Below are 25,436 nucleotides of genomic sequence, written 5' to 3'. Positions count from 1 at the left end.
AATGATGACGGTTATCGACAATCACGAGGCGCTTGCAGAGGACGGCGAAATGTCGGAAGCAAGTGCGCGCGATTATTTCGAACTCCTGAAGCCGCGGGTCATGTCGCTCGTGGTCTTCACCGCCTTTGCCGGCTTGGTGCTGGCGCCGGGCCACATCAATCCCGTCCTCGGCCTGATCGCCATCCTCTGCATCGCGGTCGGCGCCGGTGCCTCCGGTGCGCTCAACATGTGGTACGATGCCGATATCGACGCCGTCATGAGCCGCACGGCCAACCGTCCGATCCCGGCCGGCCGCGTCGCGCCGTCCGAGGCGCTCGCCTTCGGCCTGGTGCTGTCAGGCTTTTCGGTTGTGATCCTCGGCCTGGCCGTCAACTGGCTCTCGGCCGGCATCCTCGCCTTCACCATCTTCTTCTACGCCGTCGTCTATACCATGTGGCTGAAGCGCTCGACGCCGCAGAACATCGTTATCGGCGGCGCCGCCGGCGCCTTCCCGCCGATGATCGGCTGGGCCTGCGTGACGAATTCGGTGACGATCGAGAGCACCGTTCTCTTCCTCATCATCTTCCTGTGGACGCCGGCGCATTTCTGGGCGCTCGCGCTCTTCAAGATGCGCGACTACGAAGCCGTCGGCGTGCCGATGCTGCCGAACGTCGCCGGCGAGCGCACGACCAAGCATCAGATCGTCGCCTATGCGGTGCTGACCGCCGTCTGTGCGGTCCTGCCGTCCTTCCTTGGTTTCGCGAGCTTCGGCTATGGTCTCGTCGCCGCCATCCTCGGCGCCATCTTTGTATACTGTTCCATCGCCGTCTGGCGCATGCCCGACGGCGATCTGAAGATGATCCCGGCGAAGAAGCTCTTCGCCTTCTCGATCTTCTATCTCTTCGCGGTGTTCTCCGCCTTGATGTTCGACCGGCTGGCTTCGTTCTTCGTCTCGCATGCCGGAGGATGGTTCTGATGGATCTCGTCAAGCTCACCGAAAAACAGATGAAATCGCGCCGCAACCGCAACATCGCTCTCGGACTGGTGCTTGCCGGTCTTGTCGTCCTTTTCTACGCGATCACGATCGTGAAGATGGGCGGGGGAATGGCCGGATGAGCGGAAACACGGGCGCGCCGAAGAAGCAGGGCCGGAACAACGGCGCCGTCGTCATGATGTGCCTGAGCTTCGTCTTCGGCATGGGCGCGATGAGCTACGCCGCCGTGCCGCTCTACCGCATCTTCTGCCAGGTGACCGGCTACAACGGCACGACGCAGCGCGTCGACCAGATGTCGAGCGTCGTCCTCGACCGCAAGATGCGCGTCACCTTCGATGCCAATGTCGCGCCCGGCCTGCAGTGGAATTTCAAGCCGGTCGAGCGCGAGGTCAATCCGAAGATCGGCGAGACCATCCAGGTCAATTTCGTCGCGGAGAACCGTTCGAACGAGACCCAGCGCGGCCAGGCGGTGTTCAATGTCACGCCGGGCGAAGCGGGTGCCTATTTCAACAAGGTGCAATGTTTCTGCTTTACGGAAACGGACCTGAAACCGGGCGAGAAGCTCGAAATGCCGGTGGTGTTCTACATCGATCCGGAAATCGTCAAGGCCGTGGAATCGAAGGATATCCATACGGTCACGCTGTCATATACGTTCTACCCGAAAGAGGGACCGAAGCCGCTGGCTTCGAATGAGGGCGGAACGCAGAAGATTGAAAAGAAACTTTGATCAAGGCTTGTTTCCGGCTATGCCGGGAGCGGAGTGAAGGAAGACATCCGGGGATAGCTACATGGCCGATGCTCACCAGAAACATCACGACTACCACATCATCGATCCGAGCCCGTGGCCGATTCTCGCCTCGCTCGGCGCCTTCATCATGGCGCTCGGCGGCGTCTGCTACATGCGCTATCTGAGCGCAGGCTCTTTCAAATTTGCCGGAGTGGAGCTCGCCAATCCCTGGCTCTTCTACATCGGCCTCGTGCTGGTTCTCTACGTCATGTACGGCTGGTGGGCCGATACGGTGAAGGAAGCCCACGAAGGGTCCCACACTCGCGTCGTGTCGCTGCACCTGCGTTACGGCATGATCATGTTCATCGCTTCGGAAGTGATGTTCTTCGTCGCCTGGTTCTGGGCCTATTTCGACGCCAGCCTCTATCCGAACGAGGCCATCCAGGCTTCGCGGCTTGCCTATACCGGCGGCGTCTGGCCGCCGAAGGGCATCGAAGTGCTCGACCCCTGGCACCTGCCGATCTACAACACCGTCATCCTGCTGCTCTCGGGCACGACGGTCACCTGGGCGCACCATGCCCTGCTGCACAACGATCGCAAGGGCCTGGTCCAGGGCCTGACGCTGACGGTGCTGCTTGGTATCTTCTTCTCCTGCGTCCAGGCCTACGAATATGCCCACGCGCCCTTCGCCTTCAAGAGCTCGATCTACGGCGCGACCTTCTTCATGGCGACCGGCTTCCATGGCTTCCACGTCCTGGTCGGCACGATCTTCCTGCTGGTCTGCCTGCTTCGCGCGCTGCGCGGCGACTTCACCCCGAAGCAGCATTTCGGCTTCGAGGCGGCCGCCTGGTACTGGCACTTCGTCGACGTCGTCTGGCTGTTCCTGTTCTTCTGCATCTACGTCTGGGGCGGCTGGGGCGCTCCGGTAGCCGCGGGCTGATTGGGTTGATATGCAAGCAAAAAGGCGGGCCTTGTGCCCGCCTTTTTGTGTGTGGCTCTCCACGCTCTGTTCTCGTCATTGGGGAATGGAGCGGTTGCCGCAAATCTCTTCTCCCCCGCGGGGGCGAAGGCCGATATGCTGCGGCCTGTCTTCGTCCATTTGCAAGGAACTGAGGCAAGCTCGTGCCCCTTCTCACCGCCCCTGGGCGATCCGTTCGAACGCCGATGGCTGGGGAATGCCGAGATCGAGCCGCTGCCGGATCGCCTCGGCACATTCGAGCGCGGTCAGCACTGACGTATCGACCTCCAGGTCATAGATGCCGGGCCGATGCACTTCATCCTGCCAGCGCTGCACCGGTTCGGGGATCGGTGCATCCCCCGTGGCTCTGAGGTAGAGGGTCTCGCGGCCTTCCTGTGCGACCTCACGCCGCTGCATGATCGTCTCGATCGGACAGCGAACGCCTGTGAATAGCACGGAGAAGCCTTCCAAACGCCGGGCGCAGTCGCCGAGAATGCCGAGTGGCTGCGAATAACTGTCGTGATGGCCGAGATCGGCCACCACATTGAGCCCCAATCCCGCGTGAATGGCGATCGATTCATAAAGGGCTGCGTAGAGGAACGGCACCAGCTCCTCCAGATCAGGCCGCTCACCGCCCGGCCTCAGGCCGATGCCGGGCAGGTAACGCTTCGGCGTCATGGCATTGCAGATGTCGACGCCGAGGTTGATCCACGGCCCCTCGAATTCTTCCTGGATTGCGCGTGCAATGCTGGATTTGCCGCTTCGCGGCGCCCCGTTCAGGATAATGATCTGTCCGGCATGGCTGTCATTGGTCATCAGTTTTCTTCTTCTGTTTGGCGCGAATCGGTGAAGCGAAACAGCGCAGGCATTTCCATTCGGGATGCGAATACTTTATGGGAGAGTTAAGGCAGCATCGAAATGCAGCGGCCGTCGGACGCCGCTCAAAGGAACAGCATGAGCGAGGACAACGCGCATTTTCCCCCCGTCGATCCGGTGAAAACAGGCATCAAGGGCTGCTGCCCGCGCTGCGGCCATGGCAAGCTCTTCGATGGCCTGCTCGGCCTGAAGCCGCGCTGCGCTGCATGCGGCCTCGATTATTCCTTCGCCGATTCCGGTGATGGGCCTGCCGTCTTCGTCATTCTCATCGTCGGCTTCATCATCATCGGCATGGTGCTGTGGCTGCAGGTAAATTACGGCCCGCCGATTTGGGTGCACATCCTGCTCTTCGGCCCGCTGACGATCATCCTGTCACTACTGACGCTGCGCTGGTTCAAGGGCATCCTGATCGCCATGCAGTACCGCCATAACGCCCGCGAAGGACGCCTGAGTGATTGACATCGAACATGCCGCGCTGCGCCGGCGGTTGCCTGTCGTCACGGGCATCCTGGTGCTGATCGCGCTCGCCATCCTGATTTCGCTCGGCACCTGGCAAGTGCAGCGCCTCTACTGGAAGGAAGGCCTGCTCGCCGATATCGCGACGCGCCAGGCCGCAGCCCCGGTGCCGCTCGCCGATATCGAGGCAATGGCGGCTTCGGGCGGTGATATCGAATACCGCAAGGTCACGGCCAGCGGCCGCTATATCAACAACAAGGAGCGGCACTTCTTCGCCACATGGCGCGGCCAGACGGGTTTCTACATCTATACCCCGCTGGAACTTGCCGACGGGCGCTATCTCTTAGTCAACCGTGGCTTCGTTCCCTATGAGAACAAGGAGCCGGAAATGCGCATGCAGGGCCAGTTGACGGACCAGCAGACCGTCACCGGCCTGGCGCGCGCGCGGCTCCCCGGCAAGCCTTCCTCACTGGTGCCCGACAACGATGTCGCCAAGAACATCTTCTACTGGAAGGACCTCGACGTCATGGCCGCAAGCGTCGGGCTGGACAAGGCGCAGGTCATTCCGTTTTTCGTCGATGCCGATTCGACGCCCAATCCGGCGGGTTTGCCGATCGGCGGCGTGACGCAGGTGGACCTGCCGAACGACCATCTGCAATATGCTTTCACCTGGTACGGGCTTGCCGCCGTTCTGGTCGTCGTGGTGGCGATCTCCTGGTTCCGCAAACCTGGAAAGGCGCCTCCGCAATAGTATCGCTTCAATTCTCGCCTATATTGGGCTAGAGGTCCCTTATTCCCAACGCGGGACGTTGCTGTTGAAGCTGGACGTTGCCAAGTTCTCCCTCATTCCTGTGCTCGTCACAGGAATCCAGTGCGCCCAAGTCCTTGGGTGCGGAAGATGGATTTGGATGTTGACGGTTATTCACGGCGCAGACGCGCCGTGGCTGGATTCCTGTGACGTCCTCGGGTTAAACCCGAGGGCAGGAATGAGGAAATGTTGGAAAAGACATGAATATTGCGGCGAAACCTCCCTTGACGATCAGGCTCTGCGGCCCGCGCGGCTTCTGCGCCGGCGTCGACCGCGCCATCCAGATCGTCGTGCTGGCGCTGAAATCCTACGGCGCGCCGGTCTATGTGCGCCATGAGATCGTCCACAATCGTTATGTCGTCGAGGGGCTGGAGGCCAAGGGCGCCGTCTTCGTCGAGGAACTGGATGAGATCCCGGCCGAGCATCGCGCCCAGCCGGTCGTCTTCTCCGCCCACGGCGTACCGAAATCCGTGCCGGAGGATGCGGCGAGCCGCAACCTCTTCTATCTCGATGCGACCTGCCCACTGGTCTCCAAGGTCCACAAACAGGCGATGCGCCACAATCGCCTCGGCCGCCATGTCGTTCTCATCGGTCATGCCGGTCATCCCGAAGTCATCGGCACGATGGGGCAACTGCCGGAGGGTTCCGTTTCGCTGATCGAGACGATCGAGGATGCCGAGGCCTATCAGCCCGTCGATCCCGACAATCTCGGCTATGTCACGCAGACGACGCTTTCGGTCGACGATACCGCCGGCGTCATCACCCGCCTGCATGAGCGCTTCCCGAATTTGACCGCGCCGGCGGCGGACTCGATCTGTTATGCGACGACCAATCGCCAGGAAGTGGTGAAGCAGGCGGCCCCGGGCTGCGATCTCTTCGTCATCGTCGGTGCTCCGAATTCGTCCAATTCCAAGCGCCTCGTCGAGGTGGCGCTGAGGGCAGGGGCGAAGAAATCCATCCTCGTGCAGCGCGCCGCCGAACTCGACTGGGACGATATCGGCGCGATTTCGACGCTGGGCCTTTCCGCCGGCGCCTCGGCGCCTGAGGTCATCGTCAATGAGATCATCGAGGCCTTCCGTGCCCGCTTCGACGCCCGCGTCGAACTGGCCGAAACGGTGCAGGAAACCGAGAACTTCCTGGTCAACCGCGAATTGCGCAACATCGAGCTGACAGCGGCCGACATGGCTTTCGTCAACGGGTAGGTCGAGCCTTATCGCGGCCCGGCCGTTCGGTTCGGGCGCCCCAGTATCAACAATGCAGAGACGAGACCTCCCTTGGCAGTCTATACCGATATCGCCGAAGACGACCTGAAATGGTTCCTGACCGAATATGACGCGGGAAGCCTGCTCTCCTACAAGGGGATCGCCGAGGGCGTCGAAAATTCCAATTTCCTGCTTCATACCTCGAAGGCGCCGCTGATCCTGACGCTTTATGAGAAGCGTGTGGAGAAAAGCGACCTGCCGTTCTTCCTCGGCCTGATGCAGCATCTTTCCGCCCGCGGCCTGTCCTGCCCGCTGCCGCTGCCGCGCCGCGACGGCGCGCTGCTCGGCTCGCTCTCCGGCCGTCCGGCCGCCTTGATTTCCTTTCTCGAAGGCATGTGGCTCAGAAAGCCGGAGGCCAAGCATTGCCGTGAAGTCGGCCGGGCGCTCGCCGCGATGCACGTGGCCGGCGAAGGCTTCGCGCTGAAGCGCCCGAATGCGCTTTCGATCGACGGCTGGCGGGCACTCTGGGAAAAGTCCGAGGAGCGCGCCGGCGAGGTCGAAGCCGGTTTGCAGAGCGAGATCCAGAACGAACTGGATTTCCTCTCCGCCGCCTGGCCGGGCGAGTTGCCCGCCGGCGTCATCCACGCCGATCTCTTCCCCGACAACGTCTTCTTCCTCGGCGACGAACTCTCCGGCCTGATCGATTTTTATTTCGCCTGCAACGACCTGCTCGCCTATGACGTCTCGATCTGCCTGAATGCCTGGTGCTTCGAGAAGGACGGCGCCTACAATATCACCAAGGGCATGGCGATGCTCGAGGGTTACCAGAGTGTCAGGCCGTTGAGCGAGGCCGAAATAGCAGCCCTGCCGGTGCTGTCGCGCGGCTCGGCGCTGCGCTTCTTCCTCACGCGGCTCTATGATTGGCTGACGACGCCGGAAGGCGCGATGGTCACCAAGAAGGACCCGCTCGAATATCTCCGCAAGCTGCGGTTCCACCGCCAGATCAGCTCACCGGCCGAATACGGGTTGAGCCTATGAAGCACGTCGATATCTTTACCGACGGCGCATGCTCCGGCAATCCCGGCCCCGGCGGCTGGGGCGCGGTGCTGCGTTATGGCGATGTCGAAAAGGAGCTTTGCGGCGGCGAGGCGGACACGACCAACAACCGCATGGAGCTCATGGCGGCGATCTCCGCGCTATCGGCCTTGAAGAGCCCTTGCGAGGTCGATCTCTATACCGACAGCGCCTATGTCAAGGATGGCATCTCCAAGTGGATCTTCGGCTGGAAGAAAAACGGCTGGAAGACATCGGATAAGAAGCCGGTGAAGAATGCCGAGCTCTGGCAGGCGCTTGAGGAAGCCCGCAACCGCCACAAGGTAACGCTGCACTGGGTCAAGGGCCACGCCGGCCACCCGGAAAACGAACGCGCCGATGAGCTCGCCCGAAGGGGCATGGAGCCTTTCAAGAAGGGCAAGGCGGTTTCGTTTTAAGGCCTGCTCAGGCCATCTATTGCCGCTCCCTGTATCAGCCGGTGCAGATATTCGAGTTTTGCCACGACGGGCGAGGAGAGCACGAAAGGATAGGAATCCGGCTGGCCCATGCTGCGCTGGATGGCGTTGATCGCCAGGCTGAGCGGCACCCAGGCGCTGACCAGCTGTTCGGCGCTCTGCGCCCTGTAGGGAAGGAAATCCACCTCGCCCGATATCTCCTCATGGCCGCGCGGGTCGATGGCGATGCCGAAGGCGCGAGCCGTCTCAAGCGTATCGACGATGTGGAGGTAATGGGCGAAGCATTCGGCGAAATCCTCCCAGGGATGCGATGCCGCATAGGCGCTGATGAAACTGTCCTGCCATCCCACGGGCGCGCCGCCGGCATAATGTTTTTCCAGCGCCGCCGCGTAATCCTGCCGTTCGTCGCCGAACACGGCACGGAAATCCGCCAGGGCATTGCGATCGCGCACCAGCTTGTTCCAGATGAAATGCCCCGTCTCGTGACGGAAATGGCCGAGCAATGTGCGATAGGGTTCGTTCATCGATGCGCGCGCCTGTTCACGTGTCGCATCGTCAGCTTCTGCGGCGCGGATGGTAATCAGGCCTTCTTCGTGGCCGGTCATGGCCGGCACGACATAGCCGTTGCCCTCGATCGAATCCTCAAGGAAATCGAAGACGAGGCCGCCCTGCGGGTCTTCGGTCCGGTCGGGATGCGGCAGTCTCCAGCGCAGCAGCGAATAGAATAGATGACGCTGCGCTTGGCTGATCCGCCTCCAGCGGTCGACGCCGTTCTGGGTGCCGGTGTTCGGAACCAGCCGGTTATGGCGGCAGGCAAGGCAGAATTCGCTGTCGCTGTCGCCGTCCACCAGCCAGTTGCAGATGTCGAGGCCGGCATTGGCGCAGAAGCGCACCTTGCGGTCCGGATTGGAAACGAGTTGCCAGACAGTCTCCTCGCAAGGCTCCAGCGCATGCATGGCGAGGTCGCCCGGCAGGAAACCGAGGCGATGGTTGCAGCGCACGCAATGCCGGTTGTCGAAGTGGACGACCTGATCGCAATTGTCGCAGGCGAAAAGCTTCATCGTCTTATCTCTGCAGAAAGCATGGGTGGCGGATTAAAAATGCCTGCCGCGCGGGGCGCGCGCAGCAGGCATCGTGAAGAATGAGCATTTGGCTCACAGCCGGTCGATGGCGCCCTTGAGCTTGTCCTTGATCTTGTCGGTTGCGACTTGTCCCTTGCCCTTGGCTTCCTGAACGGCGCCCCTGGCCTGCATGTCTCGATCATCGGCGGCCTTGCCGACGGCCTGCTTGGTCTTGCCGGCAATTTCGTTTGCCTTGCCCGATATCTTGTCGCTGGTGCTACCCATGGCTGATGTCTCCTTGGTCGGCGGACGGACTCTTGTCCCCGTTCGCCGGATGAAAACGTCAGTCCCCGCTATTCGTTCCAGCTGCTTCAGGCATGGCCGGCTTCGGCCGAAAGCATGGCAGCCGTCACGCCCATGCCGGCGAGCGCCCGTTCGTATTTGTCCTCGAGGCTGCGGTCGAAGATCATTTCCTCGTTGGCGGGGCAGGTGAGCCAGCCATTGTTGGCGACCTCGTTTTCGAGCTGGCCGGCCGCCCAGGAGGAATAGCCGAGCAGCATCGTCGCCCGCTTCGGGCCGTCGCCCTTGGAGATGGCGCGCACGATGTCGAGCGTCGCCGTCAGGCAGATGTCGTCGCTGACCGGGATCGAGGAATCGCTGGCATAATCGTCCGAATGCAGCACGAAACCGCGGCCGCTTTCCACCGGGCCGCCGGTCTGGATCGGGAAATCGCGCGCCCGCTTCGGCAGCACGATCGAATCTTCCTGCTTGATCATGTCGAGATGCAAGAGCACGTCGGTGAAGGTCAGGCTCTGCGGCCGGTTGATGACGAAGCCCATGGCGCCGGCATCCGAATGAGCGCAGATGTAGATCACCGTGCGCGCGAAGTTGCGGTCTTCCATGCCTGGCATGGCGATGAGGAACTGGCCATCGAAGAAGCCACGTTCCCGTCTGTTCTTCAGCGTCGATAAGGACATCGTTCCTCCTGCTGCCAGACCGCACAAGGCCTCGACAGAAGAAACATGGGCCAATGTCACAAATCAATCAACCGAAAATGAAGATTTAAATCGCCGCGACTTCTGGCGGCCAAACGCCAGTTTCGGTAAACCATTGTTCCATGATGATTATTTTCGTGAACCCGCGAAGCCTTTTCATTGCGGTCGTTTCGGCGGCCTCAGCACTTCTTCCCTTTTGCTCCGCTCGGGCGGAAATGAGCTCCTGGGCGGAGAACGAGGGCGGCCGTATGCGCCTCGTGGCGCTGCCGGCCGATGCCGGCGGCAAGATCCGTGCCGCTCTGCAGATCGAGCCGAACCCAGGCTGGATCACCTATTGGCGCGAACCTGGCAATAGCGGCATTCCGCCTCAGGTGACGCTCGCGCCGGGCAGCGGCGTGACGCTCGATGCGATGGCCTATCCCGTTCCGAAGCATTTTTTCAACGGCGCAATCGAGGACATCGCCTATGACGCGCCGGTGACGCTGCCGCTTTCGCTGGCGGCGGCAGGCAAGGGTCCGGTCGAGATCGACGCCACCGCCTTCATCGGCATCTGCAAGGATATCTGCATTCCCTTCCAGGCGAATTTCTCGCTGAAGCTTGGCGCCGCCATCCAGTCGCATCCGCAGGAGGAGGCGATCCTTCAGGCGGCGGATGCGGCCCTGCCGAAGCCGCCGTCGGCGGAATTCGGCGTGACGGCGCATTCAATGTCGCCTGACATGAAGACGCTGTCGCTGACCCTCGCTCTGCCGGGCGAAGGGACGAGTGCGCCCGATATCATCGTCACCGGCCCGAGCGGTCATGTCTTCACCAAGCAGATCGCCGGCAAACGAGACGGCGCCGTCTTCAAGGTCGACATCGCTATCGGCAAGCTGCCGAAAAATTACGACATGTCAGGCAAGCGCTGGGGCGTGCTGGTCGTCGACGGCAAGGCGGCGATGGAGACGCCCCTTGCTTTCGAATGACCGGCCTTGCCTTTGATCGACCGGGTCTTATAGTCACCCCAATCCCCTGCGGCGTCCGCCGCCACCAGGTCAGGCGCCTGCACGGCGTCCGCTGCAAGTACCAGCCAAGGAGAACATCATGACCATCGCGATCGGCGACAAGCTTCCTGCCGCCACCTTCAAGGAAAAGACGGCGGACGGCCCCGTCGAAATCACCACCGATCAGATCTTTGCCGGAAAGCGCGTCGTGCTCTTTGCCGTGCCGGGCGCATTCACGCCCACTTGCACGCTGAACCACCTACCGGGCTATCTCGAAAACCGCGACACCATCCTCGGCAAGGGCGTCGACGACATCGCCGTTCTCGCCGTCAACGACTGGCACGTCATGGGCGCCTGGGCGCAATCCTCCGGCGGCCTCGGCAAGATCCATTTTCTCGCCGATTGGGACGCCGGTTTCACCAAGGCCATCGGCCTTGACGCCGACCTCTCCGCCGGCGGCCTGGGCCTGCGCTCCAAGCGCTATTCGATGCTGGTGGAAGACGGCGTCGTGAAATCCCTCAACGTCGAGGAAAGCCCCGGACAGGCAACGGTCTCGGGCGCAGCGGCGATGCTGGAACAGCTCTGATCTTTTCGAAATAGACAATGAAGGGCGGCCATTTGGTCGCCCTTTCTCATTGTGCGCCCTTTCTCATTTGCGAACAACTCGATCCCCCGCCTCAATCTCGCCGCAATCGTTATAACATAACCGTAATGTTATTACATTGTAGGATGAGCCATGCCCCCAAGCCCCGACCGCCCCTTCATCAGCCTTCTGGGGCAGTCGGCTTTATCAAGGGCGATCGGCATCGCACTCATCCTTGCCGTTCTCTGGCTTGCAATTCATTGGGCGGTTCTTCTCCCATGACGCCGCTGATCCGTCTCGACAACCTGACCGTCGCCTATGACCGCCACCCGGCCGTCCATCACGTTTCCGGCTCGTTTGCATCCGGCAGCCTGACGGCGATTGCCGGGCCGAACGGCGCCGGCAAGTCGACGCTGCTGAAGGCGATCATGGGCGAGCTTCGTCCCGCTGAAGGCAGGGTCGAGCACCGGCTGGGGCAGGCGGAATTCGGTTATCTCCCACAGGCCGCCGAGATCGACCGCCGCTTTCCGATCTCGGTCATCGATACCGTCATGCTCGGCGCCTGGAAGACATCCGGCGCCTTCGGCCGTATCGCCCCGGCGGATGTGAGAAGGGCAGGCGAGGCACTTTCGGCCGTCGGGCTCGAAGGTTTCGGCGGGCGCCATATCGGTTCGCTCTCGGCCGGCCAGTTTCAGCGTGTGCTCTTTGCCCGCCTGCTGTTGCAGGATGCCGGCATCATCCTGCTCGATGAGCCTTTTACGGCAATCGATGCCCGCACGACGAAAGACCTGCTCGATATCGTCGTCCGCTGGCATGGCGAAGGGCGCACGGTCATCGCCGTGCTGCACGATTTCGAACTCGTTCGCGCACATTTTCCGCAAACCCTGCTGCTCGCCCGCGAACTCGTCGGTTGGGGTCCGACAGCCGAGGTCATGTCGCCGGCCAATTTGCTGAAGGCCCGCGCGATGGCCGAGCGCTGGGAGGAGGATGCCGAGACTTGCGGGCCTGAAGAGGCGCCGGCGGCATGACGGTCTACGATATCTTCTTCGCGCCCTTCGCCGATTTCGGGTTCATGCGCCGCGCGTTTATCGCCTGCCTTTGCCTCGGGCTCGGTTCAGGTCCGATCGGCGTCTTCCTGATGCTGCGGCGCATGAGCCTGATGGGCGACGCCATGAGCCACGCCGTTCTGCCCGGTGCGGCGATCGGCTACCTCGTCGCCGGCTCCTTGTCGCTGACGGCCATGGGCCTCGGCGGCCTTGTCGCCGGCCTGTCGGTGGCGCTGCTTTCGGGCGCCGTCAGCCGGATGACCGTGCTGCAGGAGGATGCGAGCTTTGCGAGCTTCTATCTCGCTTCGCTGGCGCTCGGCGTGCTGATCGTCTCGCTGCGCGGCTCGAATATCGACCTGCTGCATGTGCTCTTCGGCACCATTCTGGCAATCGACGCCTCAGCGCTCTACCAGATCGGTGCGATCACCTCGCTGACGCTCGTCATCCTCGCCTTCATCTATCGGCCGCTGGTCGTGGAATGCTTCGATCCTGGCTTCTTGCGCGCCGTCGGCGGCCGCGGGCCGGTCTATCACGTGCTCTTCCTGCTGCTCGTGGTGCTGAACCTCGTCGCCAGCTTCCAGGCGCTCGGTACGCTGATGGCGGTCGGCCTGATGATGCTGCCGGCGGCGATCGCCCAGCTCTGGTCACGCAGCCTGCCGGCGATGATTGCCATCGCGACCGTGAGTGCGGCCGCCTCCGGTTATCTCGGCCTGATCGCCTCCTATCATCTCGAACTCGCTTCCGGCCCGACGATCATCATGACGGCGGCGCTGCTTTATGCCTTTTCGATATTTTTTGCGCCTTCCGGCCTGGCCCGGCGCTTCTTTCCCCGCCCGCATCTGAAGGGCTGACCCAAGGAGACTTCGATGATACCGCGCAGACTGCTTCTCTCCGCCGCCGCACTTCCCACGCTGATGGCGCTCTCCGCCGCGCCCGCCTCCGCCGAAACGCTGAAAGTGGTCGCGTCCTTCACCGTGCTTGCCGATGTCGTCAGAGAGGTCGGCGGCGACCATGTCAAGGTGACGAGCCTCGTCGGCCCCAACGGCGATCCCCATGAATTCGAGCCGTCGCCGGCCGATGCGAAGAACTTGAACGCGGCGCAGCTTACCTTCGTCAGCGGCGAAGGGTTGGAGGGCTGGATGGACCGGCTGATCACCGCCTCGGGCTACAAGGGAAAACCGGTCACGGTCTCCGAAGGTATCAACACCCGCACCATGGAGGAAGACGGCGAGACGATCACCGATCCGCATGTCTGGAACAGCCCTGTCAACGTCAAGGTCTGGGTCGCCAATATCGAAAAGGCGCTTTCAGCGGCCGACCCGGCAGATGCCGCCGCCTTCAAGGCCAACGCCGAGAAGTACACGAAGACGCTCGATGGATTGAATGCCTACGCCCATTCGAAATTCGACAAGATCGCCGAAGACCGCCGCAAGGTGCTGACGAGCCACGATGCCTTCGGCTATTTCGGCCGCGAATATAATGTCAGCTTCCTCGCGCCGCTCGGTCTCTCCACCGAAAGCGAGGCCTCGGCCGCCGACGTCGCCAAGCTGATCGAGCAGATCAAGGGCGAGCACGTAAAGGCCTATTTCTTCGAGAATTCCAACGATCCGCGCTTGGTCAAGCAGGTCGCCAAGGCAACCGGCGCCGAGCCCGGCGGCGAGCTCTACGTCGAATCCCTTTCCGACGCCAAGGGACCGGCGCCGACCTATGAGAAGATGTTCAAATACAATGTCGATCAGCTCGCCGCCGCCATGGCAAAATCGAGCTGACGGTCGAGGACTGTGGGTCGTGCGCTGACGATACGTCTCTAGATGCGCTCGACCCCCTTTGCCGCCAGAGTGTCATCGACGGCAGCCGATGTCAGATACGCCGACAGCTGTGTGGCAGCTTCTGTGTTCCGCGCATGGGCGCTGATGCCGATGGCGAAGTCGATATAGCTTTGGAATTCTGCCGGAAACCGGCCGACGAGTATGACCTCAGGCGCGGCGGCGAGAATCGAAGTTACGGGAACGACTCCCAACTCGGCGTCCCCGCGGGCGACGGCCAGCGGTGTTTGTCCTCCCGGTGCGGCCACGAGTTTGGGCTTCACCTCATCGGCTATTCCCATGCGATCCAGCAGACCGGAAAAGTAGCCGCCGCTGGTTCCGTCACTGGCATAGGCGATCGATCCCGCGCTCTTCAATACATGTGCGAATGCTGCGACGGAGCCGATGTCGAGCGGCTTGCTGCCCGCTTTGGCCGCAACCCCCATGCCTATTCGCCCAAAGGCGGCGTGGCTTCCTGTCTTCACCTTTCCCGAGGCGACCAGGTCCTCAACCATATGCGGATTGATGATGACGAGGTCAAAGGGTTCACCGGCTTCGATCTCGGTCTTGACAGTAGGATTGACCGCCCACTTGGCCGCAACTGAAAATCCCGTGAGCGTTTCGAACTGGGGGATGAGCGCAAGAATGGCGGGCCGGACCGCGATAGCGCCAAATAGTCGGATGTCCTCGGTCATGGCCCAACCCGAAATCGGTCGAAACGATCTTCCTTACGATACGCATCCGGCCCGTATTCTACAACGGCCGACTATTTTCAAAGATTGAGGTCGAAGACCAGGATGCCGGCGAGGCCGCCGTCCGTCGAGGAGACGAGGCGTTCGCCCACGGCGACATGCTCGGGGTGGATGAGATAGTTGTCCCGCGCTTCCGCACTTTCGAAGGTCACGGCAAAACCATCGACGAAGCCTGCGTGCAGCCCTTCGGGCGAAACGTTCGGGCCGTATTTGATATCGAGAATGCCAGGGATGACCTGTTTCAGCGCGACGATCGCGTCGAACAGCGATTGCTTGTCCTCACTCGTCACCGCTGTCTTCAGCCGCAGGAATACGCAGTGCAGGATCATCCGTGGTCCTCCCGATTTTTGCCAGCAGAATAGCGGCGAAAGCTGGGAGGGCAATGAGATTATTTTTCGCGGGAAACCGGAGAGTTACATCTGGTCGGTCGTGGCTGCCGCGCGCTTGTAGATCTTGCGGACGAGGTCGCCGGAAAGCGCGCGGGCTTGGTCTTTCTGGACAGGCGTCATCGGCCGGCAGGTGTTGCGCAGGTTGGAAGCGTCGAGCACGGTAGCGGCGCCGGAATTGGCGATGACGAGATGCCAGCTGCAGGACGCAACTCTGTCGATGGTCACGGCACCATGGCAGCCGGAAGAAAAGCATAAGGCCACGATCACCTGCGCCCCGTGGTCGCCCTTTTGCGCGCGCTCCAGGGCCGTCCTGAAATCCTTGGTCCACCTCTCGCAGTGGGCCTGCATCGGCCCCGGCTGGCAGCTTTTCGCGACAGGATCAATGTCCTCCGCCTGGAGTGGCGAGACGCAAAGAACGCTCATGGAAAGGGCGAGCAGAAGCTTGAGCATGGAATCTTCCTGTTGGGACGAATGAAAAGCGCAGATCACCGTCTGGCGGTCAATGGCCATTAATGGGGAGGAGGGCGCGCCGGGCCGCGCCGAAACCAAGTGAAGCCGCCGCTCCGGTCAGGCCCGCTTCGTCAGCGGAAATCGCTCCCGGAGCAGCCGCAGGACCGCTTCCGAATTCGCCGGCTGCCCCAAATGATAGCTCTGCCCGTAATTGCAGCCCATCTTGGCGAGTTCGATCGCGTCCTCGTCGGATTCGATCCCCTCCGCCACCACCTTCATCTCAAGCTCGCGCGCCATTGATATGACCGATCTGAGCACGGTCGCCTTCTTATCGTTGCTGCCGCGCACGAGCGCCTTGTCGAGCTTGATCGTGTCGAAGGGAAAGCGCGTGAGATAGGCGAGTGACGAATAGCCGGTGCCGAAATCGTCGAGCGCCAGGCCGATGCCGGCTTCCTTCAGCTTCTGCAGCACGAGCCGCGCCTGCTCCGGATTTTCCATCACCATGGATTCCGTCAGTTCGAGCTTGAGACGCGAGGGTTCGCAATGTGTCTTGGCGAGAACCGAGCGCACGTCGTCATAGAGCTCGTTGTTCAGCAACTGTACGCTCGACAGATTGATCGAGACGAAGATCGGCAGCTCGCCGGTCTGCTGTTGCCAGCTCATCAGATCGTTGGTCGCCTGCTCCAGCGCGAATATGCCGAGCGCCCCGATGATGTCGGAAGCCTCGGCGATCGGAATGAATTCGGACGGCAGGATATTACCGCGCTTGGGATGTTCCCAGCGCATCAGCGCTTCGAAACCGGCGAGCTCGGCATCCTCCAGCCGCGCGATCGGCTGGTAGACCATCGACAATTCCTTGCGCTCGATGGCGCGGCGCAGGTCCGTTTCGAGCTGCAGGCGGTCGGTGCCGAAATCGCGGAAGGCAGGCTGGAACGGCTCGACGCGGTTGCCGCCGGCCCGTTTTGCCCGGTACATGGCAAGCTCGGCATCGCTGAGCAGGCCGCTGGCGCTCTCCTGCCGGTCCACCCAGGAGGCCAACCCGATCGAGGCCGTCAGGATGATCTCACGATTGGAGAAATTGATCGGCACCATGATCGCCTTGCTGATCGCGTCGGCGAAATCGGCGACCTTGGTCGGATTGTGCTCGGAAACGAGAATGAGGCCGAACTGGTCGCCGGCAAGCCGCGCCAGCGTGTCCTGCGGCTTCAAGAGCCGGCGCAGGCGCCGCGTCAGCGCGATGAGGATATTGTCGCCGGCGGCGACGCCGAGCGAATCGTTGACCAGCTTGTAGCGGTCGATATCGATCACCATCACCGTCGGCCGCAGCGTTTCCCCGCCCGGCGCGAGCGCCAGCACCGATTGCAGGCGATCGAGGAAAACCTGCCGGTTCGGCAGGCCGGTGAGATTGTCGTGCAGCGCATCGTGCAGCAGCCGCTCGACGGAGTTCTTCTGCTCGGTCACATCGACGATCGTGCCGACGCAGCGGATGATTTCGCCGTTCGAGCCGAGCACCGGCCGGGCGCGGATCAGCAGCCAGTGGAAATGGCCATCCTCGGCACGGATGCGGAACTCGTGGTTCAGCCGCCCGCGCCGGTGTTCGAGCAGTACGTCGAGTGTCGCGCGGAAGCGGTCGCGGTCGTCGGGGTGCAGCCGCGGCAGCCAGTTGCGCGCCGCCCCATGCATGGTGCCGGGGGAAAGACCGAGCTTGATCGAGACGTCGGGAATGGTGACGACGCGGTCGCGCGCCACATCCCAATCCCACACCATGTCGCCGGAGCCGGTGAGTGCCAGCGACTGCCGTTCGAGATCGGAAAACAGCCCCTGCTGGAAGGCGCCGCCGGCAAAAGCGTGCTGCATGACGGTGAAGCCGATCAAAAGCACGATGAGGACGAGGCCGCCGCCGAGCGCCGGCTGGATGATGTCGTTGTCAAGCCGGCCGGTCACCGTCAGCCACGCGCCGAACAGCCAGACGAGCGTCAGCGCCCATGCGGGCACGAGCAGAATGGCGCGGTCATAGCGGTTGAAGCCGAGATAGATGATCAGCAGCAGGCCGGTCGCCGCCGTCAGCGCGAAGGAAAGCCTGGCGATACCGGCTGCGATCGACGGATCGTAGATCGCCACGCCGAAGAGCAGGGCAAGACCGAGCACCCAGGCAAGTGTGGCGTAACCCAGATGCGCATGCCAGCGGTTGAGGTTCAGATAGGTGAACAGGAAGATGACGAAACTCGAAGCCAGCGCCACCTCCGCGCAGGCGCGCCATATTCGCTGGTCGGCCGAAGCGACGCTGATCAGCTTGCCGAGAAAGCCGAAGTCGACGCAGATATAGCCGAGCACCGCCCAGGCAAGTGCTGCCGTTGCCGGCAGCATCGAGGTGCCCTTGACGACGAAGAGGATGGTCAGGAACACGGCGAGCAGGCCGGCAATGCCGAGCACGATGCCGCGATAGAGCGTAAAGGCGTTGATCGTATCCTTGTAGGCGTTCGGCTCCCAGAGATAGATCTGCGGCAGTTCCGGCGTCGACAGCTCGGCGACGAAGGTGATGACGGCGCCGGGGTTGAGCGTGATGCGGAAGACGTCGGCCTCGTCGCTCGGCTGCCGGTCGAGCGCGAAACCTTCGCTCGGCGTGATCGCCATGATGCGCTGCGAACCGAGATCCGGCCAGAAGAGCTTGGAATTGACGAGACGGAAGTGCGGCGCGACGATCACGCGCTCGAGCTGTTCCTCCGAGACATTGGCAAGCGCGAAGACCGCCCAGTCGCCCTGATGGTTCTCCGAGCTTGCCCGGACCTCGATGCGCCGGCGGATGCCGTCGGCGCCGGCAGCCGTCGAAACCTGAAAGGCCTCGCCCTGATTGGCATAGATCTCGGTCGTCGCAGTCAGGTCGAGTGCGGTATCGTCACGGGAAATCTTTACCGGTTCGGCCGCCTGGGCAACGCCCGCCGCAAAGGCGAAGGCCGCCACGAAAAGGGCTGCGATCACCGCGATCACTCGTCCGGACGGTGACTTGGGCAGCATGCGGTCTCTGGTCATCAGCTGTCGGTTTTCCTGCCTTTATCCGTATCGGTGGCGAGACGTGAAAACATCACATGGTCGTGCCACTGACCGTTGATCTTCAAATATCCGCGCAGATAGCCTTCCTGCTGAAACCCGGCTTTTTCAAGCAGGCGGATACTGCGCGCGTTATCTGGAATACAGGCTGCTTCGATACGGTGCAACTCAAGCCCGGTGAAGATGTAAGGAATAACCATTTGAAGGGCTGCGAACATGTGCCCCTGGCCGGCATGTCGCTCGCCCATCCAGTAGCCGATCATGCAGCTTTGGGCCGCACCACGCCTGATGTAGCCGATGGTGATGCCGCCGACGAGCGTCATATTGTCCTTGAGGAAGATGAACAGCGGGATCGCCTGGCCGGAGGCATATTCCTGCTTTCCGCGGATGACGCGGGCGCGGTAGGCGCCTTCCGTCAACTCGTCGCGTCGCCATGTCGGCTCCCAGGGTTCCAGGAACTTGCGGCTCTCGGCGCGCAGCCGGTGCCACTGATTGAAATCCTGGTAGCGCGGCAGGCGCAGCAGATACCGGTCGTTCTCCAGCTCCACCGCTTCCGGCTGCCGCGACAGGAACCGAAAAACCGATTTTGGCATCGATCACTCCCGGCAGAACGGACGGCGGCTCAGAGGCTTGCCTGCATCGTCTTCGGCGCCGGGACCGAAAGCGATGCTTTGATGTCTTCCATCGGCGCGAGCTGTTCCAGCGGCCCGATCGCCGAGAGCGTCGGCACCGTGTCGTAGAACAGGCGGCCGGCGAGATCGGTCAGCCGCTCGATGGTGATGCCTTCCAGCCGTTCCATCATCTCCGGATTGGAGATCGGCCGGCCGTAGAGCATCATCTGCCGGGCGATCTGGCCGGCGCGGGCGGCCGGGCTTTCCTGGCCCATCAGCAGCTGGGCGCGAATCTGGGCGCGGGCGCGCTCGATTTCCTTCTGATGGATCTGATCGGCTGACTTGTGCAGCTCATCGATGATGACGGGCACCAGCTCCGGCAGGTTTTCGCCGCCGGTCGCGGCATGGATGCCGAAGATGCCGGTGTCGGAAAAGCCCCAGTGGAACGCATAGACGGAATAACAGAGGCCGCGGAACTCACGCACCTCCTGGAAGAGCCTGGAAGACATGCCGCCGCCGAGGATGTTGGCGAGGATCTGAGAGCAGTAGAAATCGCGGGCGTGATAAGGCTTGCCCTCGAAGCCGAGCAGGATCTGCGCGTCCATCAGGTCGCGCGGCTCGCGCACGCTGCCGCCGATATAACGCGCCGCTTCCATGACGGGCGGAGCTAACGGCTCGGTCGGCAGGCTGGCGAACCGGTCTTCGACGAGGCGGAGGAATTCCTCATGCTCGACGGCGCCGGTCGCGACCACGAACATGCGGTCGGTCGTATAGTTGCGGCCGAGATAGGTGCGGATCTGCTGCGGCGTGAAGGAGACGACGGTCTCCGGCGTGCCGAGAATCGGCCGGCCGAGCGTCTGGTCGCGGTAGGCGACCTCGGAGAAGCGATCGAACACCACGTCGTCGGGCGTGTCGTTGGCGGCGTTGATCTCCTGCAGGATCACCTGCTTCTCGCGCTCCAGTTCTTCCTCCTCGAAAGCCGATTCCGTCAGGATGTCGGCGAGGATGTCGACGGCGAGCGGCACGTGGTCCTTGAGGACGCGCGCGTAATAGGAAGTCGTTTCGGTCGATGTCGCGGCATTGACTTCGCCACCCACGTCCTCGATTTCCTCGGCGATCTGGCGGGCCGTGCGCCGCGCCGTACCTTTGAAGGCCATATGTTCGAGCAGGTGGGCGATGCCGTGCTCGTCATGCGTCTCGTTACGCGATCCTGATTTGATCCAGACTCCGAGCGCGACGCTTTCAAGGTGCGGCATGGTCTCGGTGACTACTGTCAGCCCGGATTTCAGCCGGGTGCACTCAACTGTCATTGGCTATCTTTCTGCGCCTGCCTTCGTCTCGCCGCGGGCGTGCTGGCCGATAAAGGTTTCTACGGCTTTCAGCTCCGGCTTGATGATCTGGAAACGCTCCTCCCTATGCATCAGACCAGCAAGCCACGTCGGAAGCGCCGGGTCAATACCGGAGGCGGATTTTACGGCGACGGGGAATTTCGCCGGATGCGCGGTCGAAAGCGTCACCATCGGCGTATTCGGCTTTTCTTTCTTGGCCGCGACGAAAACGCCGATGGCCGAATGCGGATCGAGGAGATAGCCGGTCTCGGCATGGGTCTTGCGGATCGTTTCGGCCACCTGCTTTTCGCTGGCGCGCCCGGCGCGGAAGTCGCGGCGGATGGCTTTCAGCGCCTCGGGGGCGATCTCGAAGCCGCCCGATTGCTTGAGGCTCTCCATCGCCGCGCGCACCTTCGAGGCGTCGCGGTCATAGGCTTCGAAAAGCAGCCGTTCGAAGTTGGACGAAATCTGGATGTCCATCGAGGGCGACGTCGTCGCCTTGACCGCCTTCATGTCGTAGCGGCCGGTCTTCAGCGTCCGCGTCAGGATGTCGTTCTCGTTGGTGGCGATGACGAGCCGGTCGATCGGCAGGCCCATGCGCTTGGCGCAGTAACCGGCGAAGATGTCGCCGAAGTTGCCTGTGGGCACCGTGAACGAGATCTTCCGGTCCGGTCCGCCGAGCGCTACCGCCGTTGTGAAATAATAGACGATCTGGGCCATGATGCGCGCCCAGTTGATCGAGTTGACGCCGGAGAGACGGACCTTGTCGCGGAAGGTCGCGTCGTTGAACATCGCCTTCACCAGGTTCTGGCAATCGTCGAAATTGCCCTCGACGGCAAGCGCATGCACATTCGAGGACGTTGAGGTCGTCATCTGCCGCTGCTGCACCGGCGAGACCTTGCCGTGCGGGAAGAGGATGAAGATGTCGGTGCGCTCGCGTCCGGCGAATGCGTCGATGGCCGCGCCCCCGGTGTCGCCCGAGGTTGCGCCGACGATCGTCGCCCGCTCGCCGCGCTTTTCCAAAGCATAATCCATCAGCCGCGCGAGCAGCTGCATCGCCACGTCCTTGAAGGCGAGCGTCGTGCCGTGGAAGAGTTCCATGACGAAGCTGTTCGGCCCGGTCTGGACGAGCGGCGCGATCGCCGGATGGCGGAAGGTGCCGTAGGCCTCGTCGATCATTGCCCGGAAGGTTTCATCGGGGATTTCGCCATTGGTGAAGGGCGAAAGGATGGTGAAGGCGATCTCCTGATAGGTCTTCCCCCGCAGGACGCGGATTTCCTTCTTGGAGAAGCTCGGCCATTTGCGTGGAACATAGAGCCCGCCGTCGCGCGCCAGCCCTGTCAGCAGGGCGTCGCAAAAGCCGAGGGAAGGGGCCTCGCCGCGGGTCGAGATATAGTCCACGTTTGTTATCCTTGATCTATCGCTGGAAGAAATTCGGCCGGGAGCGACCATGGCCGGGGTCTACAGGAAATCGGGAAGGGGCCGCCTTCGAGACGCACGTCGCAGGTATGTTGTTGAAGTTGCCCGCGGCCGGCGTCGAAAAGTGCATCAAAACGGTGCTTACCCAATCGATTTTTCTTTGCGCCGCTGATATAGACCATCGCAAACTGTCATGAAAGGCCCTGCGAAAAAGACATGGGGCCTCCAAGAAACCAGTGCAAAGGGTGGAATATCGTGCTTGGCAAGGTCTCGCGTCTCATCGTCTCCGCTTCTTTTCTTGCCCTGCTCGCTGGTTGCAACTCGCTCGGCATAGGCGGGGACAGCAAGCCGGAACCGGCGCCGGCCCAGCCGAACGGCAACGCCCAGATCATGCCGTTGGCGCCGGCCAACCCGTCGTCGAACAATCCTTCGATCGGTACGGCCACCACGGCGCAAGGCGCGACTGCCCCGGTCGTCCAGGGCGCCTGCCCGCAGATCTTCATGCGTGACCAGGATGCCATCTTCCGCACCTATGCCAAGGGCAAGAAGGATGATCCGCAGCAGATCGTCTTCCAGGCCTCCTTCGGCGATTACACGCGCCAATGCATGCTGAACGACACGAACCTGACGATGACTGTCGTCGCTCAGCTTCGCCTCATCACCGGCCCGGCCGGCGCGCCTGGCCCGGTGACGCTGCCGGTCCGCATCTCCGTCGTCGACGGCGACACGGTGCTCTATTCCGAAGTCACCAAGTTCCCGACCGAGATCCCGCAGGGCTCGCCGGGCACGCAGGTCATCTTCCGCAAGGACGGCATCAAGCTGCCGGTCGGCTCCGGCGCGCTGGTGCGCGTCAACATCGGCTTCGACACGCAGCCGGCCAAGAGCAAGAAGAGCAGCTAAACCTCCAGCAAGCTTCGCTGTTGGATAGTGCCGGCCACCTGCGCTTTGACGCGGGAGGTTCACTGTGATGCAGTGCCTGGGCGCCCCTGGTTCAGCCTCCGGTCGAGTTCGTTTGTGCGGGATTTGGACAGCCCTGCTTTCTCAGCAAAGAGTGGCCACTGCTCGATCGATGTCCGAACCTCATCGATGATATCCTTAGCGTCCGGATCAGGGATCGACGCCTCCCTGGAGATGGTCAGCAGGTGCTGCATGCCGGGCTCTCTTCCTTCGCCTGCCACATCTGCGCTGTGTTCCCCTCCCGGCCCGGAAGAGAAGGTAAGGTCGTAAGCGGGAGAAAGCGTCCATCGCCCATCTCCCGTCATGAGGAAGGCGTGGTTCTTCGCATGGTCGTCTCGGTTGCGAGAATAGACGTTGAAGACCATGCGCCGAAACATCCTGAGAACTTCGGAACTGTCACGGGTCATCATGAGCGTCAGCTTGTGGAGCTGTCCGTAGTTCAACGACGCCTCGCGATGGCTGGCATTGAGGATGCCGCTGGCAGTATGCATATGCAGCCGGCCGGCCGGCGTTCGGTCAAATCGCTTGGTGGCGAAGAGACGGTTTCCCTTCTTTGTGTCGAATAGCCGTGTCTCGGCCATATCCAATCCTGCGGCGCGCGCCATCAGGGCATAGGCCTGCTCCTCGGCCCCTATGTCGACGGGGTCGCCAAGTCCGCGCGCCTTTATCATCCACTGCTCGAAACCAGGCTCCATGGCCTGGCCATAGTCCAGAACGAATGTATTTTGGGCCTTGCTGAAGCCGATCATGATTTTGGGACGCGCGCCCGCAGAGCCGCCCTGTGCGCCTTGCAGGGTGTCGATGTCGGCGATATCCATCTCGGATTTGACCAGATCGACCTGCTCGACGAACCAATCCAAATCGATGTCGCCGGCAAGCTTCGTTTCATCGTTGGTGAGTTCCGGAATATAGGCCAGCGCGCCCATTCCCGTCTTCCCGATCGCAGAAAGGCGATCCAGCGGAGTGAGGAGATTGTGGTCTATGCCCGCCCGTTGAAGACGGCGGTCAAGCAGGAGCCGCCCCCATCCGTCGGGCAGGCTGTCGTTGAACAAACCATGGAGCCCATCGAACGGATCGCGCGGCGCTGCAATCAGGCCAGGATTTGTTTTGACGTTGAAGGGGGACATCGGCAGGGGCGCGACGATGAATTCCGCCGAGTACTCGAAATAGGCCCGACGTTCGTCGCTGCTCCATGCAAGGGTTCCCAGATTTCTCGGCTTTCCCTCGAGATCGAGAACGACGCTCATTTTTCGGACCGGCTTGAATTTCATTTCTTGCGCACCCTCTGCCGGACGGGTCGGCCAACGACATCGTCGATCGTCTTGGGTGGGCGAGGCGGAAACAAGTGTCCGAACTCGGCTTCCGCTTCCAGAACGAATGCAATCTTCACAAGAGCTTCCAGGGAAATCTTTCCCGTCTCTTCGAACAATCGTAGAGATCCATAGGAAACGCCAGCCCTTGCGGCCAGATCTCTTTGAGTGAGGCCGGCATCGATGCGACGTCGCTTCATCTTTTCCGACAGGTCGCTGATCACCTCGGCGGGAGATGCCATACTAAATGCGAACATGGTAGCATTTATCTCGATTTTTGAGCTTAATTGCTAATATAATGGCAATTATACGAGATTTCAATGAGGGAATCAGGTGGCTCGAAACCGAGCAGCGGCTCCGGACGGGAATGCGCCAAATCAATTCACAGGAATTGCGTAAAATCAGCCAGATGGCGCATTTTGCCGACGACAGGAGACCACAGTACGTCATGCCCCGCGACGCGGGCTCAGGCTGTAAGGTGCGTCAGAGCACGCCTTCCCAGGCCGCGAGGGCGGCAACGACGCCCGGCAGGTCGTTCATGCGGGAAATCACCGTCTCGGCGCCGGCATCGGTCAATTTGTCGGCATGGGCGGGATAGCTGTGCGAGGCGCCGGTGAAGCCGATGACGCGCATGCCGGCGGCGCGCGCCGCATGTACGCCGTGCACGGAATCTTCGACCACGACGGTCTTGTCGGGCGAGACCCCCATATGGCTTGCGCCATGCAGGAAGATGTCGGGTTTCGGCTTGACGCGATCGGGGCCGAGATCTTTGGCGGAGAAAATATTGGGCGCAAACAGCGCCTTGAGGCCCACCTTGGTCAGCATCATATCGAGCCGTTTCGTGCTCGAATTCGAGCAGATGCAGCGCTTCATCGGCAGCCGGGAGATGGCGAATTCGACGCCGGGTATGGCCTTGACGTCATGCGCCAGCCTGGCATCTAGCAGCTTTTCCGACTTGTCCAGCAGCGAGGCCGAAAGCGGGATGCTTGCCTCGCGCTCGATCTGGAGCAGGATGTTGTGCCAAGTCATGCCGGCGAAGCGCTCGCCCATTTCTTCGGCGCCGATCGGATAGCCGGCCTCCGTCAGAAGTTCGGATTCGACTTCCGCCGCGATGATTTCCGAATCGACCAGAACGCCGTCACAGTCGAAGATGATGAGGTCGAAACCGTTCATATGTTCACGCCTTGCTGGAAG

At 61.9% G+C, this 25,436-nt stretch carries 29 protein-coding genes; 15 read left to right on the top strand and 14 right to left on the bottom strand.

Going from position 1 to position 25,436, the window contains the following annotated elements:
- The first annotated feature begins 4 nt into the window (after window positions 1–4).
- From QD408_RS08875 to QD408_RS08860, 4 genes are all read left to right on the top strand, one after another.
- On the top strand, window positions 5–955 hold the full coding sequence (locus QD408_RS08875) for a heme o synthase (RefSeq protein WP_088680841.1): 951 nt from the start codon (window positions 5–7) through the stop codon (window positions 953–955).
- Window positions 955–1,095 (top strand): hypothetical protein, encoded by a 141-nt coding sequence (locus tag QD408_RS08870; RefSeq protein ID WP_088680695.1) that lies wholly within the window; start codon window positions 955–957, stop codon window positions 1,093–1,095. Before QD408_RS08875 ends, QD408_RS08870 begins: the two co-directional genes overlap by 1 nt.
- On the top strand, window positions 1,092–1,700 hold the full coding sequence (locus tag QD408_RS08865) for a cytochrome c oxidase assembly protein (protein ID WP_088680696.1): 609 nt from the start codon (window positions 1,092–1,094) through the stop codon (window positions 1,698–1,700). The genes QD408_RS08870 and QD408_RS08865 overlap by 4 nt, the downstream gene beginning before the upstream one ends.
- A gap of 61 nt (window positions 1,701–1,761) precedes the next feature.
- Window positions 1,762–2,640 (top strand): cytochrome c oxidase subunit 3, encoded by an 879-nt coding sequence (locus QD408_RS08860; RefSeq protein WP_088680697.1) that lies wholly within the window; start codon window positions 1,762–1,764, stop codon window positions 2,638–2,640.
- 192 nt (window positions 2,641–2,832) lie between these two features.
- Here QD408_RS08860 and QD408_RS08855 read toward each other — a convergent pair whose 3' ends face one another.
- On the bottom strand, window positions 2,833–3,474 hold the full coding sequence (locus tag QD408_RS08855) for a chloramphenicol phosphotransferase CPT family protein (RefSeq protein WP_414139048.1): 642 nt from the start codon (window positions 3,472–3,474) through the stop codon (window positions 2,833–2,835).
- A 138-nt stretch (window positions 3,475–3,612) separates the two neighbouring features.
- On the opposite strand from QD408_RS08855, the gene QD408_RS08850 reads away from it, so the two are divergent.
- The 5 genes from QD408_RS08850 (at window position 3,613) to rnhA (ending at window position 7,490) form a co-directional block, all read left to right on the top strand.
- Window positions 3,613–3,993, top strand: a complete 381-nt coding sequence (locus QD408_RS08850) for a DUF983 domain-containing protein (protein WP_088680699.1) — start codon at window positions 3,613–3,615, stop codon at window positions 3,991–3,993.
- Entirely contained in the window at window positions 3,986–4,741 is a 756-nt protein-coding gene (locus tag QD408_RS08845) for an SURF1 family protein (RefSeq protein WP_414139047.1), read from the top strand. Before QD408_RS08850 ends, QD408_RS08845 begins: the two co-directional genes overlap by 8 nt.
- 257 nt (window positions 4,742–4,998) lie before the next feature.
- Entirely contained in the window at window positions 4,999–6,000 is a 1,002-nt protein-coding gene (gene ispH, locus QD408_RS08840; protein WP_088680701.1) for a 4-hydroxy-3-methylbut-2-enyl diphosphate reductase, read from the top strand.
- Window positions 6,001–6,072: 72 nt separating this feature from the next.
- Entirely contained in the window at window positions 6,073–7,038 is a 966-nt protein-coding gene (locus tag QD408_RS08835) for a homoserine kinase (protein ID WP_088680702.1), read from the top strand.
- A complete protein-coding gene (gene rnhA / locus QD408_RS08830; RefSeq protein ID WP_088680703.1) occupies window positions 7,035–7,490 on the top strand; it encodes a ribonuclease HI in 456 nt (151 codons plus the stop codon). The genes QD408_RS08835 and rnhA overlap by 4 nt, the downstream gene beginning before the upstream one ends.
- On the opposite strand, the gene QD408_RS08825 is transcribed toward rnhA, so the two are convergent.
- The 3 genes from QD408_RS08825 to QD408_RS08815 all read right to left on the bottom strand — a co-directional run bounded on the left by QD408_RS08825 (window position 7,487) and on the right by QD408_RS08815 (window position 9,546).
- Window positions 7,487–8,569 (bottom strand): putative zinc-binding metallopeptidase, encoded by a 1,083-nt coding sequence (locus tag QD408_RS08825; protein ID WP_414139046.1) that lies wholly within the window; start codon window positions 8,567–8,569, stop codon window positions 7,487–7,489. The two genes, rnhA and QD408_RS08825, sit on opposite strands and share 4 nt — an antisense overlap.
- Window positions 8,570–8,662: 93 nt before the next feature.
- On the bottom strand, window positions 8,663–8,854 hold the full coding sequence (locus tag QD408_RS08820; RefSeq protein ID WP_414139045.1) for a CsbD family protein: 192 nt from the start codon (window positions 8,852–8,854) through the stop codon (window positions 8,663–8,665).
- An 86-nt stretch (window positions 8,855–8,940) separates the two neighbouring features.
- Window positions 8,941–9,546: a YqgE/AlgH family protein gene (locus QD408_RS08815; protein WP_088680706.1), complete on the bottom strand. Its 606-nt coding sequence runs from the start codon at window positions 9,544–9,546 to the stop codon at window positions 8,941–8,943.
- A gap of 140 nt (window positions 9,547–9,686) precedes the next feature.
- On the opposite strand from QD408_RS08815, the gene QD408_RS08810 reads away from it, so the two are divergent.
- From QD408_RS08810 to QD408_RS08790, 5 genes are all read left to right on the top strand, one after another.
- Window positions 9,687–10,526 carry a protein-disulfide reductase DsbD domain-containing protein gene (locus tag QD408_RS08810; RefSeq protein WP_414139044.1) on the top strand — a complete coding sequence of 280 codons (840 nt, stop codon included), beginning with the start codon at window positions 9,687–9,689 and terminating at the stop codon, window positions 10,524–10,526.
- Window positions 10,527–10,644: 118 nt separating this feature from the next.
- Window positions 10,645–11,130: a peroxiredoxin gene (locus tag QD408_RS08805; RefSeq protein ID WP_414139043.1), complete on the top strand. Its 486-nt coding sequence runs from the start codon at window positions 10,645–10,647 to the stop codon at window positions 11,128–11,130.
- Window positions 11,131–11,405: 275 nt separating this feature from the next.
- Entirely contained in the window at window positions 11,406–12,155 is a 750-nt protein-coding gene (locus QD408_RS08800; RefSeq protein ID WP_414139042.1) for a metal ABC transporter ATP-binding protein, read from the top strand.
- The gene (locus tag QD408_RS08795; RefSeq protein WP_088680710.1) at window positions 12,152–13,024 is read left to right on the top strand and encodes a metal ABC transporter permease; all 873 of its coding nucleotides are present in this window, start codon (window positions 12,152–12,154) and stop codon (window positions 13,022–13,024) included. Before QD408_RS08800 ends, QD408_RS08795 begins: the two co-directional genes overlap by 4 nt.
- A 15-nt stretch (window positions 13,025–13,039) precedes the next feature.
- Window positions 13,040–13,942 (top strand): metal ABC transporter solute-binding protein, Zn/Mn family, encoded by a 903-nt coding sequence (locus QD408_RS08790; RefSeq protein WP_088680711.1) that lies wholly within the window; start codon window positions 13,040–13,042, stop codon window positions 13,940–13,942.
- Between the two features lie 38 nt (window positions 13,943–13,980).
- Here QD408_RS08790 and QD408_RS08785 read toward each other — a convergent pair whose 3' ends face one another.
- The 7 genes from QD408_RS08785 to thrC form a co-directional block, all read right to left on the bottom strand.
- Complete coding sequence (locus tag QD408_RS08785; protein ID WP_088680712.1) at window positions 13,981–14,673, bottom strand: molybdate ABC transporter substrate-binding protein; 693 nt, start codon at window positions 14,671–14,673, stop codon at window positions 13,981–13,983.
- A gap of 77 nt (window positions 14,674–14,750) precedes the next feature.
- Entirely contained in the window at window positions 14,751–15,059 is a 309-nt protein-coding gene (locus QD408_RS08780; protein WP_088680713.1) for a Dabb family protein, read from the bottom strand.
- A gap of 84 nt (window positions 15,060–15,143) precedes the next feature.
- Complete coding sequence (locus tag QD408_RS08775) at window positions 15,144–15,569, bottom strand: hypothetical protein (RefSeq protein WP_088680714.1); 426 nt, start codon at window positions 15,567–15,569, stop codon at window positions 15,144–15,146.
- A gap of 117 nt (window positions 15,570–15,686) precedes the next feature.
- Window positions 15,687–18,599, bottom strand: coding sequence for a sensor domain-containing phosphodiesterase (locus QD408_RS08770; protein ID WP_088680715.1), 2,913 nt, complete (start codon window positions 18,597–18,599; stop codon window positions 15,687–15,689).
- Entirely contained in the window at window positions 18,599–19,210 is a 612-nt protein-coding gene (locus tag QD408_RS08765; protein WP_088680716.1) for a GNAT family N-acetyltransferase, read from the bottom strand. The genes QD408_RS08770 and QD408_RS08765 overlap by 1 nt, the downstream gene beginning before the upstream one ends.
- A gap of 29 nt (window positions 19,211–19,239) precedes the next feature.
- Window positions 19,240–20,538 carry a M16 family metallopeptidase gene (locus QD408_RS08760; RefSeq protein ID WP_088680717.1) on the bottom strand — a complete coding sequence of 433 codons (1,299 nt, stop codon included), beginning with the start codon at window positions 20,536–20,538 and terminating at the stop codon, window positions 19,240–19,242.
- A gap of 3 nt (window positions 20,539–20,541) precedes the next feature.
- Entirely contained in the window at window positions 20,542–21,966 is a 1,425-nt protein-coding gene (thrC, locus tag QD408_RS08755) for a threonine synthase (protein ID WP_190237371.1), read from the bottom strand.
- A 261-nt stretch (window positions 21,967–22,227) separates the two neighbouring features.
- On the opposite strand from thrC, the gene QD408_RS08750 reads away from it, so the two are divergent.
- Window positions 22,228–22,875, top strand: a complete 648-nt coding sequence (locus QD408_RS08750) for a hypothetical protein (protein ID WP_190237372.1) — start codon at window positions 22,228–22,230, stop codon at window positions 22,873–22,875.
- A gap of 59 nt (window positions 22,876–22,934) precedes the next feature.
- On the opposite strand, the gene QD408_RS08745 is transcribed toward QD408_RS08750, so the two are convergent.
- The 3 genes from QD408_RS08745 to QD408_RS08735 all read right to left on the bottom strand — a co-directional run bounded on the left by QD408_RS08745 (window position 22,935) and on the right by QD408_RS08735 (window position 25,415).
- Window positions 22,935–24,203, bottom strand: a complete 1,269-nt coding sequence (locus tag QD408_RS08745; RefSeq protein WP_088680720.1) for a type II toxin-antitoxin system HipA family toxin — start codon at window positions 24,201–24,203, stop codon at window positions 22,935–22,937.
- Window positions 24,200–24,499 carry a helix-turn-helix domain-containing protein gene (locus QD408_RS08740; protein WP_414139041.1) on the bottom strand — a complete coding sequence of 100 codons (300 nt, stop codon included), beginning with the start codon at window positions 24,497–24,499 and terminating at the stop codon, window positions 24,200–24,202. The genes QD408_RS08745 and QD408_RS08740 overlap by 4 nt, the downstream gene beginning before the upstream one ends.
- A gap of 226 nt (window positions 24,500–24,725) precedes the next feature.
- Entirely contained in the window at window positions 24,726–25,415 is a 690-nt protein-coding gene (locus QD408_RS08735) for an HAD family hydrolase (RefSeq protein ID WP_088680721.1), read from the bottom strand.
- Window positions 25,416–25,436 lie beyond the last annotated feature (21 nt).

Source organism: Rhizobium sp. BR 249, from assembly GCF_047445895.1.
Lineage (GTDB): Bacteria > Pseudomonadota > Alphaproteobacteria > Rhizobiales > Rhizobiaceae > Rhizobium.
The sequence above is the reverse complement of the archived record's forward strand: the minus strand, read 5'-3'. Positions and strand labels throughout refer to the sequence as shown.